Annotated in this window: 16 protein-coding genes and 1 riboswitch; of the genes, 4 read left to right on the top strand and 12 right to left on the bottom strand. The window is 45.0% G+C overall.

What is annotated here, in order from left to right; all coding sequences use genetic code 11:
- Positions 1-190 precede the first annotated feature (190 nt).
- Complete coding sequence (locus QFZ80_RS27325; RefSeq protein WP_307561992.1) at positions 191-1,555, top strand: putative bifunctional diguanylate cyclase/phosphodiesterase; 1,365 nt, start codon at positions 191-193, stop codon at positions 1,553-1,555.
- Here QFZ80_RS27325 and QFZ80_RS27330 read toward each other — a convergent pair.
- From QFZ80_RS27330 to zwf, 5 genes are all read right to left on the bottom strand, one after another.
- A complete protein-coding gene (locus QFZ80_RS27330) occupies positions 1,550-2,338 on the bottom strand; it encodes a YheC/YheD family protein (protein ID WP_307561994.1) in 789 nt (262 codons plus the stop codon). The two genes, QFZ80_RS27325 and QFZ80_RS27330, sit on opposite strands and share 6 nt — an antisense overlap.
- The gene (locus QFZ80_RS27335; RefSeq protein ID WP_307561996.1) at positions 2,304-3,467 is read right to left on the bottom strand and encodes a glycosyltransferase family 4 protein; all 1,164 of its coding nucleotides are present in this window, start codon (positions 3,465-3,467) and stop codon (positions 2,304-2,306) included. The genes QFZ80_RS27330 and QFZ80_RS27335 overlap by 35 nt, the downstream gene beginning before the upstream one ends.
- A 151-nt stretch (positions 3,468-3,618) precedes the next feature.
- Positions 3,619-5,202: a peptide chain release factor 3 gene (locus tag QFZ80_RS27340; RefSeq protein ID WP_307561998.1), complete on the bottom strand. Its 1,584-nt coding sequence runs from the start codon at positions 5,200-5,202 to the stop codon at positions 3,619-3,621.
- Between the two features lie 46 nt (positions 5,203-5,248).
- Complete coding sequence (locus QFZ80_RS27345) at positions 5,249-6,322, bottom strand: metallophosphoesterase family protein (RefSeq protein WP_307562000.1); 1,074 nt, start codon at positions 6,320-6,322, stop codon at positions 5,249-5,251.
- A gap of 196 nt (positions 6,323-6,518) precedes the next feature.
- Positions 6,519-8,054: a glucose-6-phosphate dehydrogenase gene (gene zwf / locus QFZ80_RS27350; protein WP_307562002.1), complete on the bottom strand. Its 1,536-nt coding sequence runs from the start codon at positions 8,052-8,054 to the stop codon at positions 6,519-6,521.
- A 191-nt stretch (positions 8,055-8,245) separates the two neighbouring features.
- Between zwf and QFZ80_RS27355 the strand changes: the two genes are divergently transcribed.
- Positions 8,246-8,626: a hypothetical protein gene (locus QFZ80_RS27355; protein ID WP_307552791.1), complete on the top strand. Its 381-nt coding sequence runs from the start codon at positions 8,246-8,248 to the stop codon at positions 8,624-8,626.
- Between the two features lie 42 nt (positions 8,627-8,668).
- Here QFZ80_RS27355 and QFZ80_RS27360 read toward each other — a convergent pair whose 3' ends face one another.
- Positions 8,669-9,115, bottom strand: coding sequence for a GNAT family N-acetyltransferase (locus tag QFZ80_RS27360; RefSeq protein ID WP_307562004.1), 447 nt, complete (start codon positions 9,113-9,115; stop codon positions 8,669-8,671).
- A 166-nt stretch (positions 9,116-9,281) separates the two neighbouring features.
- On the opposite strand from QFZ80_RS27360, the gene QFZ80_RS27365 reads away from it, so the two are divergent.
- Positions 9,282-10,001 carry a hypothetical protein gene (locus QFZ80_RS27365; RefSeq protein ID WP_307552789.1) on the top strand — a complete coding sequence of 240 codons (720 nt, stop codon included), beginning with the start codon at positions 9,282-9,284 and terminating at the stop codon, positions 9,999-10,001.
- A 97-nt stretch (positions 10,002-10,098) separates the two neighbouring features.
- Here QFZ80_RS27365 and lepB read toward each other — a convergent pair whose 3' ends face one another.
- The 6 genes from lepB to QFZ80_RS27395 form a co-directional block, all read right to left on the bottom strand.
- Positions 10,099-10,647 (bottom strand): signal peptidase I, encoded by a 549-nt coding sequence (gene lepB / locus QFZ80_RS27370; RefSeq protein ID WP_307562006.1) that lies wholly within the window; start codon positions 10,645-10,647, stop codon positions 10,099-10,101.
- Between the two features lie 26 nt (positions 10,648-10,673).
- Complete coding sequence (locus QFZ80_RS27375) at positions 10,674-11,321, bottom strand: response regulator (RefSeq protein ID WP_307552785.1); 648 nt, start codon at positions 11,319-11,321, stop codon at positions 10,674-10,676.
- Between the two features lie 54 nt (positions 11,322-11,375).
- Positions 11,376-12,440, bottom strand: coding sequence for a sensor histidine kinase (locus tag QFZ80_RS27380; RefSeq protein WP_307552783.1), 1,065 nt, complete (start codon positions 12,438-12,440; stop codon positions 11,376-11,378).
- Positions 12,441-12,489: 49 nt separating this feature from the next.
- Positions 12,490-13,152 (bottom strand): cell wall-active antibiotics response protein LiaF, encoded by a 663-nt coding sequence (gene liaF, locus QFZ80_RS27385; protein ID WP_307552781.1) that lies wholly within the window; start codon positions 13,150-13,152, stop codon positions 12,490-12,492.
- A gap of 171 nt (positions 13,153-13,323) precedes the next feature.
- Entirely contained in the window at positions 13,324-13,950 is a 627-nt protein-coding gene (locus QFZ80_RS27390; RefSeq protein WP_307552779.1) for a PspA/IM30 family protein, read from the bottom strand.
- A 26-nt stretch (positions 13,951-13,976) separates the two neighbouring features.
- The gene (locus QFZ80_RS27395) at positions 13,977-14,267 is read right to left on the bottom strand and encodes a LiaF transmembrane domain-containing protein (RefSeq protein ID WP_307552777.1); all 291 of its coding nucleotides are present in this window, start codon (positions 14,265-14,267) and stop codon (positions 13,977-13,979) included.
- A 162-nt stretch (positions 14,268-14,429) separates the two neighbouring features.
- Positions 14,430-14,581, top strand: a riboswitch (cyclic di-AMP (ydaO/yuaA leader).
- 4 nt (positions 14,582-14,585) lie between these two features.
- Between QFZ80_RS27395 and QFZ80_RS27400 the strand changes: the two genes are divergently transcribed.
- Entirely contained in the window at positions 14,586-15,377 is a 792-nt protein-coding gene (locus QFZ80_RS27400; protein ID WP_307552775.1) for a stalk domain-containing protein, read from the top strand.
- Positions 15,378-15,454: the final 77 nt, after the last annotated feature.

A 15,454-nucleotide genomic window follows, 5' to 3' on the forward strand; every position in this document is an offset into this window, starting at 1 on the left:
ATGTCAATACAAAATTATTGAATATTTTATTCAACATTATTCGACATTTTCATCAAGGTTACATAAAGTCAAACGAGAAAATTTCCATTATTTGTATAAATTACTAATTTATAATCTTGTCTACAGTTCGCCTTTCGACTTATGATAGGGGGTACAGTGGACAACTATGATGTGGGAATGAGTGATAGCAATGAAAGCAGTCCGGCGCCTTTTTCACTTCGCCGCATCGACAACATTAGGTACTCCTAGGAGTAAGAAAATAATCACTCGCATTCACCATCGACAGCAGCTTCTATCTTTGTTAAAGCAGGCTATTGGAAATCAAACTCATGATAAGCGCACGACCCTATTACGTTCCCTTCTCATCCTTGATATTGACCGGTTTCGCCAAGTTAATTTCTCGCTCGGGTACATGTCTGGCGATCTCATTTTGGTAGAATTGGCCAATCGTTTGCGGGCCATACATGGCTGTGACCTTGTTGTTCAATCAGGAGATGATGAATTTGTTCTCCTTATATATGCTAATACCCATGATCAGCTTTCCCAAACCATTCAAAGTATCCAGCACGTCTTTGTTACGTCCTTCATTGTAATGGATCAAGAATGTTTTATTACAGCGAGTATGGGTGTGAGTGCTGTCGACATATCGCTAGCTACGATAGAACAAGCCTTGCATCAAGCTGATCAAGCTCTCCTAGCCGCTAAGCGTTCAGGTAAGAACAAGCTTGTCACCTATAATTCCTCACACGTGCAGCGGTTTTCTAATCAAGTTCAGATGGAAACTGAACTGCGGAAGGCTATACTTGAAAATCAACTCATCCTATACTATCAGCCACGTCTTGAACTCTCCACCGGAAACATTATTTGTCTGGAAGCGTTAGTGCGCTGGAATCACCCGAAGCACGGCCTAATTGCTCCTAACGAGTTTATTCCGCTTGCTGAAGAGAGCGGTTTGATTTTGTTACTTGGTGAATGGGTGCTCCGCGAGGCTTGTCTCCAAAAAGCGAGATGGCTGGAAGCCGGCATTTTAAACTATCAAATTGCTGTTAATATTTCACCTTGTCAATTTCAAGATGAGTCTTTTTCCGATAAGGCCATTCAGATTATTGAGCAAACCGGTATCGACCCTGCCTTTTTGGAATTTGAAATTACGGAAAGTTCCATTATGCAAAATATGGATATAACCGTCGCGGTGCTGGATAAGTTATGTAATAAAGGGATTTCGATCTCGATCGATGACTTCGGTATTGGCTACTCATCACTTAATTATTTGAAACAATTCCCTATCCATTGTCTGAAAATAGACCGTTCTTTCGTGAAAAATATACATAGCAATAAAGATGATCGGGCCATTACGAATGCCATTATCCATCTTGGCCATGCACTTGAGGTACAAGTGGTTGCAGAAGGCGTAGAAGAATGGAGCCAACTTGAAATATTGAAAGAAACAACCTGTACGACGATACAAGGCTATTTATTAAGTCCTCCTGTTTCCGCTTTCGACATTGAGCAAACCTTTCATAGGAATAACAACAGGCCGGTTATGATTTCATAACCGGCCGTAAGCTTTGGCATAGCGTCTCATTTTGGCAAAAATACGTTTATCGCTCAATCTTCGAAAAATATAGGGATCAGGACTCGTATTTACCTCGAGAATCCATGGATGCAGCTTATCGTCCAAGGCGACATCGACACCGATCTCCTTAACCCCTCTATATCGTTTATTGATTGCCTTCGCAACCCGTAACCCCAGAACATGCAGCTTCTTGACATACCTCTTCCGTTTACTTGCAGGCAAATACGTGTGGAGCAGCGTATCCACCGGCTTCAATGTTCCCCCATTGTGGAAATTAGTAACCACTTTTTTCGGATGGGCTACTCTGCCAATGACACCTGTTGTCTCCCACTTCTGAAGAGGCGTTTGTTGAACCATGATACGAAGATCGAACCGGTTTCCTTTGTATTTGAGCAGATGAATCCCTTTCTGTACTAAATAATTCCGTTTTTTCGTCTTTTTACTGATGGATGCATACATCTCATCAAATGTTTTAAACTGTCTCAATCGAACACCAGACTGGTACGAATAAGGCAGTTCAGCCCCCTCCTCCGCTAGTTCCACTCGGATAACACCGTTTCCAAACATGCCTACATTCGGCTTAACATACACCATCTTATATTGGTTAAGCATTTCCCTTAGAATTTCTTGATTCATTCGTTTGGTGGTCGGAACATACTTACGCAGCTTGTGCTTAGATTCAATTGCTTTCGTTTTGCCAATTTTGCTAGTGACGTACCTAGCTCTACTAAGACGGACCGGTTTCTTTGAAGTATTTTTCATGTTTTGCCTCCAGCTTCATTCTATAGAAGTCGGCCAAAGATTGTGCTGTGGCCTGCCAGCTGAATTGCTTTATGACATCTTGCCGCGCCTGTTTAGCTAAACCCTCTGCCCATTCTTTCCGTTCGGCCACTGCCACAATACTTCGCGCGAATGCGCGAGGATCTCGGAATTCTTCGATCAGAACCCCGTTATGTTCATGCTGAATAACCTCTTTAATTCCCCCAATATTCGATGCGATAACCGGAAGTCCAGAAGCCATCGCTTCCACATTCACCAATCCGAATGCCTCATGCTTTTGTGAAGGACATACGAAGCAATTCGCAAGTCCGTATACTTCATGTATCTTACGATGCGGTATATTGCCTAGAAATTTCGTTGGCACTCCACGTGTATTAGCCTTCCTTTTAAGCAGCGCCTTAAACCCTTTACCTTGCTCGCCCCCAGCAATCAACAACTTCATCCCAGGGATCGATTTTCTGGCCAGATGAACAGCACGAATTAAAATAGGGATGCCTTTGCGTTTGATAAGTCGGCCGACATAAAGGACTTGAAAACCTTTACTGCTAACCCGATACTTTCTTCTTAAACGTCTCCTCGCTTTCTCCGACATAGGGCTAAATCTAGCCACATCGGTCCCGAGGTAAATCTTGTGAAGCTGATTTCTCTGTTTAGGATACAGTCTTGTGAGCTCCTGTTCGAGTGAGCTGCTATTAACTACAATCCAGTCCACTTTGTTCAAATGCTCGGAGCATCTGCGAATAGATGCATAGGGCGGCTTCACGAACGTTAAGGAATGTAAGAATAGAGATACTGGTGTTTTCGGAAAATGGCGTTTGATGACGGCAGCATAATGGGGTCTGTTATCGACTTGAATCCAATCAAATTTCTTTCCTTTGGTTGCCTTAAGCACTTCCTTCAAGTACGTACGAGAGCTGCCCGTTGGTACTCTTATTATCGTAAGTTGACCTCGGTGTGAAATATTGCTGTACCTAGGATGATGCCTCGAAACAACGGTAACTTGATGCTTTTTGGCAAGCTCGCGTGCAATGGAATAAATGCAAATTTCGACGGAACCACCTAGGATTGGCGGTACTGGAATTTGTTCAGGAGCAATGATTAAGAGGTGCACGTCTCTAATTCACTTCCTTAGGGCTAGCTTAATGACTACTTATTAACCCGTACCTATTGTATGAAGCAAACCGTTCATTGGCGACAAAATTAAAAGAAGAGGCTGTTCCCAGATTAAGATCCGGAGACAGCCTCTTCTTCCATTACAACACTTATGGAGCGCTAGTTAAAAAATTAGCATTTGGGTTTTTCTCGATCGAAGATCGCAGCGCATACTCACTCTCGAACAAGCCTACGTAATTCCCTTTTTTATCTTTTACCAGCTGTGAATTAATGCGGAATTTACTTGGATCCAGTTTCTCGTCTACAATCCAACGCGCGAACTGGTAGTTCTGGCGCTGTAATAAAATATCTACGCCATATTCGGATTTCATCCGATGTTCAAGCACTTCGAATTGCAGTTGACCGACCACGCCAAGAATCATGTCCTCGAAACCAATCGTAGTAAATACTTGAATCATACCTTCTTCAGTCAATTGATCAATCCCTTTGAGGAACTGCTTTTGCTTCAAAGCATTCTTGATCGACACTTTGCTGAACAGCTCCGGAGAGAAAGTAGGCAGCTCGTCAAAGATGACCTCTTCCCCTTCGCTTAGGGAATCGCCGATACGGAAAATACCGGGATCAAACAAGCCAATGATATCGCCTGGAAATGCCTCTTCGACGATGTCACGGTCTTGCGCCAAAAATTGCTGCGGCTGAGCTAACTTAATGTCTTTGCCGAGTCGCACATGTTTCACGGACATACCACGCTCAAACTTTCCAGAAACGATACGCAGGAAAGCCACACGGTCGCGGTGAGCTGGATTCATGTTCGCTTGAATCTTGAATACATAGCCTGAGAATTTCTCTTTAGTAGGCTCTATGACGCCTGCTGTGCTGTTGCGCGGCTCAGGAGGTGGCGCAAGCTGTAGGAAGTTCTCTAGAAACGTTTGAACACCGAAGTTGTTCACAGCACTGCCGAAGAAAACAGGTGTGAGCTCGCCTTGCAGCACTTTCTCCATATCAAACGGATCACCGGCTATATCAAGAAGCTCGATATCCTGGCTTAATTGTTTGTGCAAGAATTCACCTGCAATTTGCTTCACTAATGGATCATCAACACCATCCACTTTGCGCACTTGAATATCTTTGTGATCTTCACCTTGGTACAGCTCCAATTGTGATTTCCCGCGATCGTAAACCCCACAGAACTGCTTACCCGAGCCAATCGGCCAGTTCATTGGATAGGAACGAATGCCGAGAACTTCTTCTAACTCTTCTAGGAGTTCAAATGGGTCGCGACCCTCGCGGTCCATTTTGTTAATAAACGTAAAGATCGGTATTCCGCGCATTCTGCACACCTGAAATAGCTTCTTCGTCTGCATCTCGACCCCTTTGGCTACGTCGATCAGCATCACCGCGCTATCTGCAGCGGTAAGTGTTCGGTACGTATCCTCACTGAAGTCTTGGTGACCAGGTGTATCTAGAATGTTCACGCGATGCCCTTCGTAATCGAACTGCATAACGCTGGACGTTACTGAAATACCACGCTGCTTCTCAATTTCCATCCAGTCGGATGTCGCGTGCTTGCTAGCCTTACGCCCTTTGACCGTTCCGGCTAAGCGAATCGCGCCTCCGAATAACAGCAGTTTCTCGGTTAATGTTGTTTTACCCGCATCCGGGTGAGAAATAATCGCGAACGTACGTCGCTTAGCGACTTCCGTTGCGAGAAGTTTATTGAGTTGCGTTGTCATCTGTTAGATTATTCCCTTCTTATTTTACATATAGGCTTACTATGAATCAGGCTTGAACTTTCTGCAAATCAATACTCCAATTCGCTTCATCTAGGAAAGTTCGATTGCTAAACTCTCGGCCGCGTACGACGACCTTATCGGCAAATACTTGCACATAGATGCCCTGTACTTTATGCTTGGCTTCTTGCTGGTAGGCGCGGTTAAGCGTTCTTCCAACAGAAGCATTGTGGAAATAATGGAATGTCTCCTGCACATAATGCGGCGTCCCATTCTGGAAATCTTGGTGGCGATGCCCGCAAAACACGAATACATTCTTATAAGGCTTTAGCGTCTCGCGGAATTGAATCGCACGGATTAATTGATGCGATTTACCGTCTGTGCCATTCGGCGGAAGCGGTTGATGCGTCATCACGAATAGTGGTCTTCCTGGTTGATAGAGGCTTTTCACCCGTTCTTTGAACCATTCCAGCTGTTCATCGGAATACCAGGCTCCTTCACCGACCTCCGGCTTCTCTTGCACATAAGCTTCTTGTGAAAGCAGCAAGATGGAGTGACCCTTGGTCGTAAAATCATTATAAAGTGATTTGTAGCCAAAAAACTTCTTGAATGACTCTCGGCTCATCGCATCACTTTTGCCATTGGGAACGGTTGCTTGATCCCAGTTATTCGCCTTATTAATCCAGATCGAGTAATAATCGTGATTTCCCATGTTCGCATGAACGGGTGGAAGTTTTTTGTATTCACTTACAATGGTACGCAGCTCCTTATAATCTCGTTCCGTTCCTGTGTCCGTCAGATCGCCTGTTAACATGATAGCATCAACAGGACCGTCGAAGTGTGTAATATCATCAAGCGCTTGCCTTAATTTCTTACCCGTAAGTGCATCACCTATACTGATATGAAGGTCGCTTAATATAAAATAGGACATAAGGGGACCTGAAGGCAAGGGTTCTGCCGAAGATGGTGTCACGGATTGAGAAGGCTCTGGTTTCACAGATGTTAAGGAGGGCTGAGCATCTGGAATAAACTTTTTCTTAACCATTTGACTAAAAATCGCACTTAATCCAACGAGCGCAGCCCCTATTGCCAGCAGCCATCTGATAAAAGCTCTTCGTGACATATAAACACCTCATGTAATGAATAATAAGATTTACTCCGTAATATTTATTATACCACAAAAAAAATCCAACAGGCAGAGTCGCCAGTTGGATGTTACGCTTGTTACCTCAAGGATAAACGGCTTACGCCGTCCATAACGAGCGCGTTTGACAAGGTTGATGGGAAGCTAGGTTAATACCTAAACTTATGCTTATCAACTATGTTAAAACCGTTGTTTTTTGAACGGCTTCCCAATCAACTTCACCTTCATTTTGACCGTTAATCGGCCACCACTTGAAGCCGTCATCGCTTAGAAGCTTCGTTGCTTCTTCAGGCCCCCAAGATCCGGCTGGATAGTGTTTCAGATCTTCCGTCTTCTCATTCCATGCTGCTGCAATACGATCCACATAGGACCAAGCAAGCGCCACTTCATCCCAACGGGTAAAGTACGTGGAATCTCCACGCGTTGCATCATACAGCAAGCGTTCGTAAGCTTCCGGCGTATTGATACCGATCTGGCAGCTTTGACAGAAATCCATCGCTACTGGCACGATGACGCCTTCCGATCCCGGCTGCTTTGCATTCATTTTCAGATAGATGCCTTCCATCGGATTCACACGGAAGACAAGCAAATTCGGCTCCAACTCATGCTTTTTGGCCAAATACACATTATTCGGAATATTCTTAAATTCTACAACAACCTCCGTCGTTTTGACTGGCAGCCTTTTACCTGTACGAATGTAGAAAGGTACACCTGCCCAGCGGAAATTATCCACGTGAACTCTGGCCGCGAAATAAGTCTCTGTTGTTGATTGCGGATTCACCGAATCTTCTTCACGGTAAGCTGGCAATGCTTTGCCTTTGGACGAACCACTCGCATATTGACCACGAACCACATTCGCACGAACATCGTCGCCGGATTCGAATAAGCGAAGGGAACGCAGGACCTTCACCTTCTCATCTCGGATATCTTCAGGATGCAGACGGCTAGGCGGTTCCATTGCCATCATCATCAGCATTTGCAGCATATGATTTTGACCCATGTCGCGCAGGGCGCCAGAGTGATCATAATAACCGCCGCGTTCTTCAACGCCGACAGTTTCGCTTAACGTAATTTGAATGTTTGCTATGTATTTGTTATTCCAAAGTGGTTCAAAGAAAGCATTCGCGAAACGAACGAACTCAATATTTTGCACCATTTCTTTGCCTAAATAGTGATCAATGCGGTAAATATCTTGCTCTTCAAATACTTGACGAAGTTGTCCATTCAATCGCTCTGCTGAAGGCAGGTCGTAACCGAACGGCTTCTCAATCACAAGACGGTGCCAGCCTTTGGTTTTGAGCAATCCGCCTTCACTTAAGTTATACGATACGTTACCGAAAAGCTCTGGAGCCAGCGCCAGGTAGAACAATCGGTTCCCGCCGGTCTGATATTTCTCATCCAGTTTGGCTGTCAGTGTATTAAGTTCATGGAAACCATCGACATTATTGATATCCAGTGACATGTATTCAAAACGCTGTGCGAATCGATCCCATTCAGCCTCATCCGCCACTTTATAACGGGCAAAATCCTCAATCGAATGCTTTACATCATCACGAAATTGTTCATTCGTACGAGGTCTTCTAGCCAAACCAACTACCGCAAAATTTTCCCCTAACTTTCCTTCACGATATAAGCTATAAAAAGCAGGAAACAGCTTTCTTTTCGCCAAATCGCCCGTTGCTCCGAAAATATAAAACACAGCTCCACTCATCTATGCATCATTCTTTCTCTATTAGGATTAGTTAATATGCTTAGCATACCTAAAATAGTCAAGCTATTCAACTTTTCTGAGAACTTTCTGTCATAACTTTTTCTTATGAGTAAATAGACATTCGTCTATACCGAACCGCCCGGCTATGAATAGGCTGAAAGTACACAATAACACGGAGGTGCTAAGATACAATGCAGCCTATTCATCCGATTACTGATAAAACCTGTCGAAGCTTATACGGAAAGCCTGTTCTTATTTTTTTAAACGATGGCTCCGAAGTCTATGGCGTATTAAGTCGTATTGAAAAAAACAAGCTGATCCTGAACGATGATGCTACATCAAAGCTAAATTCGTCTACAAAGAAAACAAAAAAAACCATTTCCAAATCAAAAACAGTTAAAACGAAGACGAAACAAGCAAAGCCACTAGATCAAACTTCATTCTCGGGTACAGTAGATGAGGGGTATTCTTCCTTTGGCCTTCCTCTCTTAAGTTTCGGTGGCGTTGCCCCTGGCTATCAAGGTGCGATCGATATTCAACTGGAAAACATTGCAGCTATGTTCAGTGAATGATGAAAGGGCTGTGGATGAAACCATCATCTGCAGCCCTTAGTCTTATCTTCTCAATTTCTTACTCATTTTATAGCAGCTAAGCTCAGGAATAAACGACTGGATTTCGTAACCTTTGCCTAAGTAAAATCGAATCGCTTTAGGGTTGCTTTCATCAACAAAAAGTTCAGCCGTCAAACAGCGTTCACTTTTCCCGTACTCCTCAGCGACCTTCATAAGTTCATGCCCCCAACCTCTCCCTTGCTCACGAGAATCGATGGCTAACATATCAATGAACAGCACACGCGATTTGCGAATCATTGTGATGAATCCGAACGGCTGTTTGTACCCTTTGGCAGTAACAAACGTTTTATTCTGATTCAGTCTCTTCCGTATTTCTGATAATGTTACAGAACTACCTGTGTCATACAGTCTAGAAAAGGGTACTAACTGTTCAACGACTAATCGATGAATAGCTCGATCGTCAATGGAAGCCAATCGTTTGCGTATCACATGGCACCGCCTCCACAAGAAGCAATAATGCTATCTTATGTTGGCAAGGCAGCAAATGACTCAGCTTGATTTGGCAGCTTTTTTACTGTTCTAACAAAGCAAGTACCAATTTACCCCAGTCCCTACGAATGCTATACTATAATTAAGCGAAAATGAGGTGATCTCCATGATTTATGCGTATCCCCCAATCATGGCTTTGAACAGCTATCAAACCCATAAAGACTACTACCGAGTAAGCGCGGTAAGCGGTATTACCGGCGGTAAATCAAATACCATTCGTCGACAACTTGACATGCCCTTTGAAGAATTAGCCTACAAACAACACGCTCAGTCTGCCGCGAAAGGCGTAGCCGAATTTGTTCAATCTTCGCAGAACGTTAAACAATCGGCACAATCCTTGGTGGAGTCTAGACTTCCTGCTATTGCCTACAAGGCAACAACCCTTTCGTCAGAAAACGATAGCGAGTCCATCATTGAACCTATACGTCAATTCGTACATACATATAATGAATTTCAGGACAGTTTGCGGGATTCTCCCGAGTATTTGAATCGCTCACTTCTCATAGGACTAGAGCAAGCCGCTAAGCCCTATTCTCTGAAAGAGATTGGGATAACAAAGCTGGATAACGGAAGTTTAAAGCTCCAAGAAGATGAACTTCAAGATCAGATTAAGAACCATTCTAGTTCTACGTTAAAAAGTCTTGGCAGCCTAACAAACTTCGCCGTCACACTTTCGAATTCAATTGGACAATTACAGCAATTGCCTTCGGAATCGTTGTTCCAAATGTCACGTTCACAGCTTAAGCCTTACGGCCAATATCGATCTCATCTCCAATCTTATCTGCCGGTTCCGATGAGTGGACTTCTGCTAGATGTTCAGATGTGATTGAAAATTCAACATGTCTACATTTGCATCGTGAATACAAAAAACGACCCTCGAGTGAGCTCATGCACATGCATGCCCACCCAGAGGGTCGCTTTCTTTAGAATAGCTTCTTACCTAATACATGATCAAGTGGGATATATCCGATCACTCTACTATCCATACTATTATTTCGGTTATCTCCCATCACGAAAATATGATCGGCAGGTACCGTCCATTTCTTGTTTCCATTAGCTTTCATTGCCTCGTTAATGTAAGGCTCGTCAAGAAGCGCGCCGTTACGGTACATCTTGTCGTCCTTGAGCTCCAATTGATCTCCCGGCTTACCAATTACCCGTTTGATCCAGACATGTCTATCATCGCCCTTGGTAAATAAACTGATCAATGGGCTGTCTAATAGATCGTTCTTGAATGTTCTCTTAAGATCGACTCTGGAGTCGATAATAACAATATCCTCATATTTCGGTTCATAATTAAACGTATGAGAAAGCTTTGATACATACACGCGTTGACTGTCATGCAGCGTCGGATCCATGGAATGTCCCATAACCTTCGTTGATTGGAACACGAAAACACCAAGAAATACGACTAAAATAAACGAAATGGCAATGGAGCCAAACCAACTCCAAATTTGCTTTAATAGATTCATTCCTATCGCTCCCTTGTGACTAAATGCTATTCAGCCAAACCATGTTTAAAGGCATAGATGGCGGCTTGTGTTCGATCTTCCACACCTAGCTTGGCCAGAACATTGGTGACGTGAAACTTTACCGTCTTCACACCGATAAACAAATCATCGGCTAGCTCTTGATTGGATTTACCTTTAGCAATCAAGCGTAGCACTTCCATTTCACGATCGGTTAACTCCTCATGCGGCTCTGCTGCCGGCTTAGGCTGACGAAAGCGATTCATGATCTTGGAGGCGACCTGAGACTCCAGAATGGACTGCCCTTTAGCGGCCGCTCTTATCGCTTGAGCGATCTCGGAGGCGCGGGACGTTTTGAGCAAATAGCTGAAAGCCCCAGCTTCAATCACTGGATACATTTTCTCATCATCTAAGAAGCTCGTCAACACAATGACTTTGCAATCCGGGTAAAGTTGCAGCAGCTTCCTTGTCGTTTCGATACCGTCCATGCCTTCCATGACCAAATCCATGAGTACGACATCCGGTCGATATTCCTGTGCAAGCCGAATGCCATCTTGACCATTGCTGGCTTCCCCGACCACTTCAATACCATCCTCTGTGCCTAGAACAGCTGCTAGTCCGATCCTGACCATTTCGTGGTCATCGACAAGTAAAACCTTAATCAACGCGTCTTCCATTTGCTACTCCTCTCGTTAGAAAACTATTTTTGCCCTGCCATCTATGGTTAAAAGTTAATTTTCCACAACATATTCAGTGGTAGCGAGGATAGGCACACGAATCTCAATGCGTGTACCTCGATCAGGCGCCGTAATGATATCCACAGAGCCGCCGATTTCATTAACCCGCTCCTTCATGGACACTATACCATACGATGTAAGCTTTTTAGCATCTAATTCAAAACCGACTCCGTCATCGCGTATCGCAAGACGAACACCGTCATGACGGTGCAGCAGCTTCACTTCCAGCTTGTTCGCCTTAGAATGGCGCAGAGCATTAGAAAGCGCCTCTTGTACGATACGGAACAAATGATCCTCAATCCCCTTATTCAAGCGGATATCTTCGTCCATATCCCAAGTAATCGCCATGGGCACTTTTGCCGCAAGCTCCTTCAGAAGCTCAACAAGTCCTTCGGACAGTCGTTTCCCTTCCAGATGAATAGGTCTTAGATGCAGCAGCAAGGCTCTCATTTCCGATTGGGCAACAGATGCCATCTCCTCGATGAGATGAATTTGCCGTTTAGCCTTCTCGAAATCCTTATCCAAAGTCCGCCCTACTGCTGTTGCCGTCATCGATATCGCGAATAATTGCTGGCTCACCGCATCATGAAGCTCTCGCGCTAATCGCTGTCTTTCTTCAATAACCGCAGACAGCTTTGCTTTCTCCGCAAGCTCCGCATTATCATTAGATAAGCGCTGTAGGGAAGTAACCTGCTCTTCCCACCGCTTCATAATACGGCCTAACTGATCACCCAGTCGCCCGATTTCATCTTCACCGTGTTGGAAGCCACCGCGGGCAAACGTTCCTTTTTCCAGCAAAATCATCGTTTCCATCATCGGTTCAAGCCTCCGAGTAATTCGGTTGCTATTCCAGAAGCCATACACAGCGCCAATGCCGCCTATAACCAAAATCGCCATAAATGTAAATTTAACGCCCTCTTGCCAGCTCGTAAATGGCACAATCAGATTGCGCGAATTCAAAAAATAAATGATCGCGCCAAACACAACGAAACTAAAGATGATCGATTCACTCATGCTGCGCCATATCATATTCGTTAATCGTCGTTTATAGCCGTCCAATTGGTAATGAACCTCCTCGAGATCTTTACGCGTGCCCAAGCGCACATTCTCACAATACTTTAATCTTGATATCTCCTACGATGTAAGAAAGCACAAGTTTCACGCGGTGATCGCAATGTTCATAGTTAGGGGACTGCCAAATCAGCTTATTCATAACCCCGGACTCACGCTCATTCGCAACTTGAATCTGCCCAAACGAGATGGAAGCCGTCACAGCGACACCGATATCCTCCGGCACTTTGATATCTACATCTCCTACTACGCCTTGCAGGATGACCGTGGTTTCCTTTTGCTCCAAAATCGCAAGTGAAAGATCAATGTAGGTTTCTCCAATAATGTACCAAGTTGAACTGTTGCGTAAAATCCAAGGCTCACGGCCTAAACGGACGCTATCCACCAATTTCTGCTTCTGCATATACGTGTCGTCTTTGTGTACTTGCTTCGATCGTATGAAAAACAAACCTAGCGAAATTAAAACAATAGAGAACACAATGGTAATGTGATCTCCGAATAAAATCACTGCCCCTATGCCGATCAGTACATAACCTTTGCGCTCTTTGCGTGAACGGACCCGATGAATGCCTAGCAAGATGAGGATAATGGCAAGAATGGGGAAAAAGCCTATCGTATGATCTAGAAGCAAAAAAAGACCGGCTCCAATCAGCACTAGTGCTGTATTGCGGTTACGGTTGCTTTTAGTTTCTTCTCCCATCGCTGCACCTCCTCTGGCTGACTTTTAAATTAGTTCATATAGATTCCTAGCATACCATAAGAATGGACGACCTCCAAGATGCAAATCCTTGCGCGGCAAGGCTTCCGCATGAATCATGGAGGTCAAGAGCTCCTGCGCCTAGTTATTAGGCGCTTGAGGGATAACACGCGACTATTTCTTGTCGCGTGGGTCGGTGTCACCGCTGGAGCGATGCTGCTGCCAATCCTGCTGGAACTTGCCGCGCAGCGTGCGCAGCTCCTGCTGAAGGTTGCCGCCGGCTTCCTTCAGCGTCTCTTGCGACAGGCGGCCCGCTTCGCGGAGCCCCTGCAGCGCTTCCCGGCCGAGCTCGCGGCCGGTCACTTCCAGCTCGCGCCAAGTGTCGCGAGCCTCTTTCTCGTGCAGACCGCTGCTCGGCGGCTGCACCCCCTCGGCTGCGTGCCCCGCACGCAGCCCGCGCAGTTCATCCGCGAGCGCCAGGCACACGTCCTGGCTGCTCGCGTACTGCGCGCGGTAGTGCTCGCAAGCGGCTTCCTCGCGCTGCTTCTCTTGCAGCGCGAGCCGCGCGAGCTCTTCATCGCCGGCGCGCATTGCCAGCTCGGCTTGCTCGCCGCGCAGCTGCGCCATCTCCTCTGCGTTCACACTGTGGCGTCGCAGCTCAATAGTTCGCTGCAGCGCCTCCTGATAGCGCTGTTCCAGCTTTTCTATCACGCTGCTACCCTGTTCATGATGATCGAGCTTGCCGGCCGTTTCTTGCCATGCAGCTTCTGCTATTTTGCCAATCCGATTCAATATGCTCATGAATTACACCCCCATTTTCTTATGTTTTAAAATTCATTTCGTTTCTTCAATAGATGAATACCGTACACCACTAAACATACAGCGAAAGCAATGGCGATGAAGCCCGATAGTTTAATGGTCAGTATCAAGCCGCCTAAGCCGGCGAAAAACCAACCAATTTTCTTCCCATTCTTAATGCCTACATAGCCTAATCCAAGCATAGCTGCCGGGAATAAAAATCCCATAAAATGAATATGACTGCCAAATTGATGCAGGCAAATAAGTATACCTGCTGTGATTAAAACCAAAGCCAACCCTTTCGATCGATCCATACTCATTCTGCTTACCGCCCCTCACGTGTTCTTCATGCTTCTATCGTACCTGAAACAGCTAAACGTCAAAACGGACTCGCGACTGTTTTTGTACCTAGACCTAAGTCCAGTACCCTCTAAGACCTCCATCCATATTTTGGCCGTTGTCCCACAAGGCCTCAAGTGCTAAACTATTTGAAGCCGAGTCCGGTGCACAGACAAAGTGTCGGTACGGGGGACGATTTACATGGGGTGAATATTTGCTCTTCATCGGAGCAGACTAGGGAGAACCTTCTTCCCGAACCCGTCAACTAACCTCGAAGGCTCATGAAGGAGGATTACCAATTGCATACAATTACTAAAGGGTTAACTAGCCTTGCTGTGTCTTTAACAGTGTTGGCAGGAGGCTTTCTTTCCCCATTTACGGCGAATGCCGCAGAGATGGATGTGAAAGTGCAAGTCAATGATAAACTGGTTCAATTTCCGGATGCTCAGCCTTTTTTGGATGAGAATCATGCTACCCAAGTACCGATTCGTTTCGTAACGGAGAAGCTTGGTTATGAAGTAAAGTGGCAAAAAGAAGGCGATGAGATCAAGGTCACGCTAAATAACAGCAAACATTCAATCACCTTAGTATCTGGACAAAAAGAAGCTGAAATCGATAGCCACCGTGTCGAGATGGACACACATGCGGAATTCCAAAATGGACGCGTATACGTGCCTCTTCGTTTTCTAAGCAAAGTATCCGATATTCCCGTTCAGTGGGACGCTAGCAGCAAATTAGCTATTCTAAGTAAAGATGGCAATAAGTATGCGCCAGATTATGAATTGTTTAAATCCACTGCCTATTCAGCAGATCCATCTGAGAATGGCGGCTACGGAGCTTTTGATTATATGGGTAATCCACTAAGTATTGGAACCGTTGCTGTAGATCCCACCGTGATTCCTCTAGGATCTAAGCTCTATATAGAAGGTTATAATTTCAACGGCTTACCTGTAGGCGGCATGTATGCTTACGCGACAGATACTGGCGGTGCAATCAAAGGCAAGCGTCTTGATATCTTTATCCCAGGATCCAAGCAATCTGTGAAGAAGTTTGGTATCCAAACCATTAAAGTGTACAAATTATCCAATTAAAACGGCTGAAAAAAAAGCTGGTTTCTGAGATTTACTTCTCAAGAAATCAGCTTTTTTTATTTAAGGTGGAAAAATCA

The organism is Paenibacillus sp. V4I7 (assembly GCF_030817275.1).
Lineage (GTDB): Bacteria > Bacillota > Bacilli > Paenibacillales > NBRC-103111 > Paenibacillus_E.

What these genes read in the sequence shown, in the direction of transcription:
- QFZ80_RS27325 (WP_307561992.1), top strand. Translation starts at nt 191, where the DNA reads ATGAAAGCAGTCCGGCGCCTTTTTCACTTCGCCGCATCGACAACATTA.
- QFZ80_RS27330 (WP_307561994.1), bottom strand. Translation starts at nt 2,338, where the DNA reads ATGAAAAATACTTCAAAGAAACCGGTCCGTCTTAGTAGAGCTAGGTAC.
- QFZ80_RS27340 (WP_307561998.1), bottom strand. Translation starts at nt 5,202, where the DNA reads ATGACAACGCAACTCAATAAACTTCTCGCAACGGAAGTCGCTAAGCGA.
- QFZ80_RS27345 (WP_307562000.1), bottom strand. Translation starts at nt 6,322, where the DNA reads ATGTCACGAAGAGCTTTTATCAGATGGCTGCTGGCAATAGGGGCTGCG.
- zwf (WP_307562002.1), bottom strand. Translation starts at nt 8,054, where the DNA reads ATGAGTGGAGCTGTGTTTTATATTTTCGGAGCAACGGGCGATTTGGCG.
- QFZ80_RS27355 (WP_307552791.1), top strand. Translation starts at nt 8,246, where the DNA reads ATGCAGCCTATTCATCCGATTACTGATAAAACCTGTCGAAGCTTATAC.
- QFZ80_RS27365 (WP_307552789.1), top strand. Translation starts at nt 9,282, where the DNA reads ATGATTTATGCGTATCCCCCAATCATGGCTTTGAACAGCTATCAAACC.
- lepB (WP_307562006.1), bottom strand. Translation starts at nt 10,647, where the DNA reads ATGAATCTATTAAAGCAAATTTGGAGTTGGTTTGGCTCCATTGCCATT.
- QFZ80_RS27375 (WP_307552785.1), bottom strand. Translation starts at nt 11,321, where the DNA reads ATGGAAGACGCGTTGATTAAGGTTTTACTTGTCGATGACCACGAAATG.
- liaF (WP_307552781.1), bottom strand. Translation starts at nt 13,152, where the DNA reads ATGGGAGAAGAAACTAAAAGCAACCGTAACCGCAATACAGCACTAGTG.
- QFZ80_RS27390 (WP_307552779.1), bottom strand. Translation starts at nt 13,950, where the DNA reads ATGAGCATATTGAATCGGATTGGCAAAATAGCAGAAGCTGCATGGCAA.
- QFZ80_RS27395 (WP_307552777.1), bottom strand. Translation starts at nt 14,267, where the DNA reads ATGAGTATGGATCGATCGAAAGGGTTGGCTTTGGTTTTAATCACAGCA.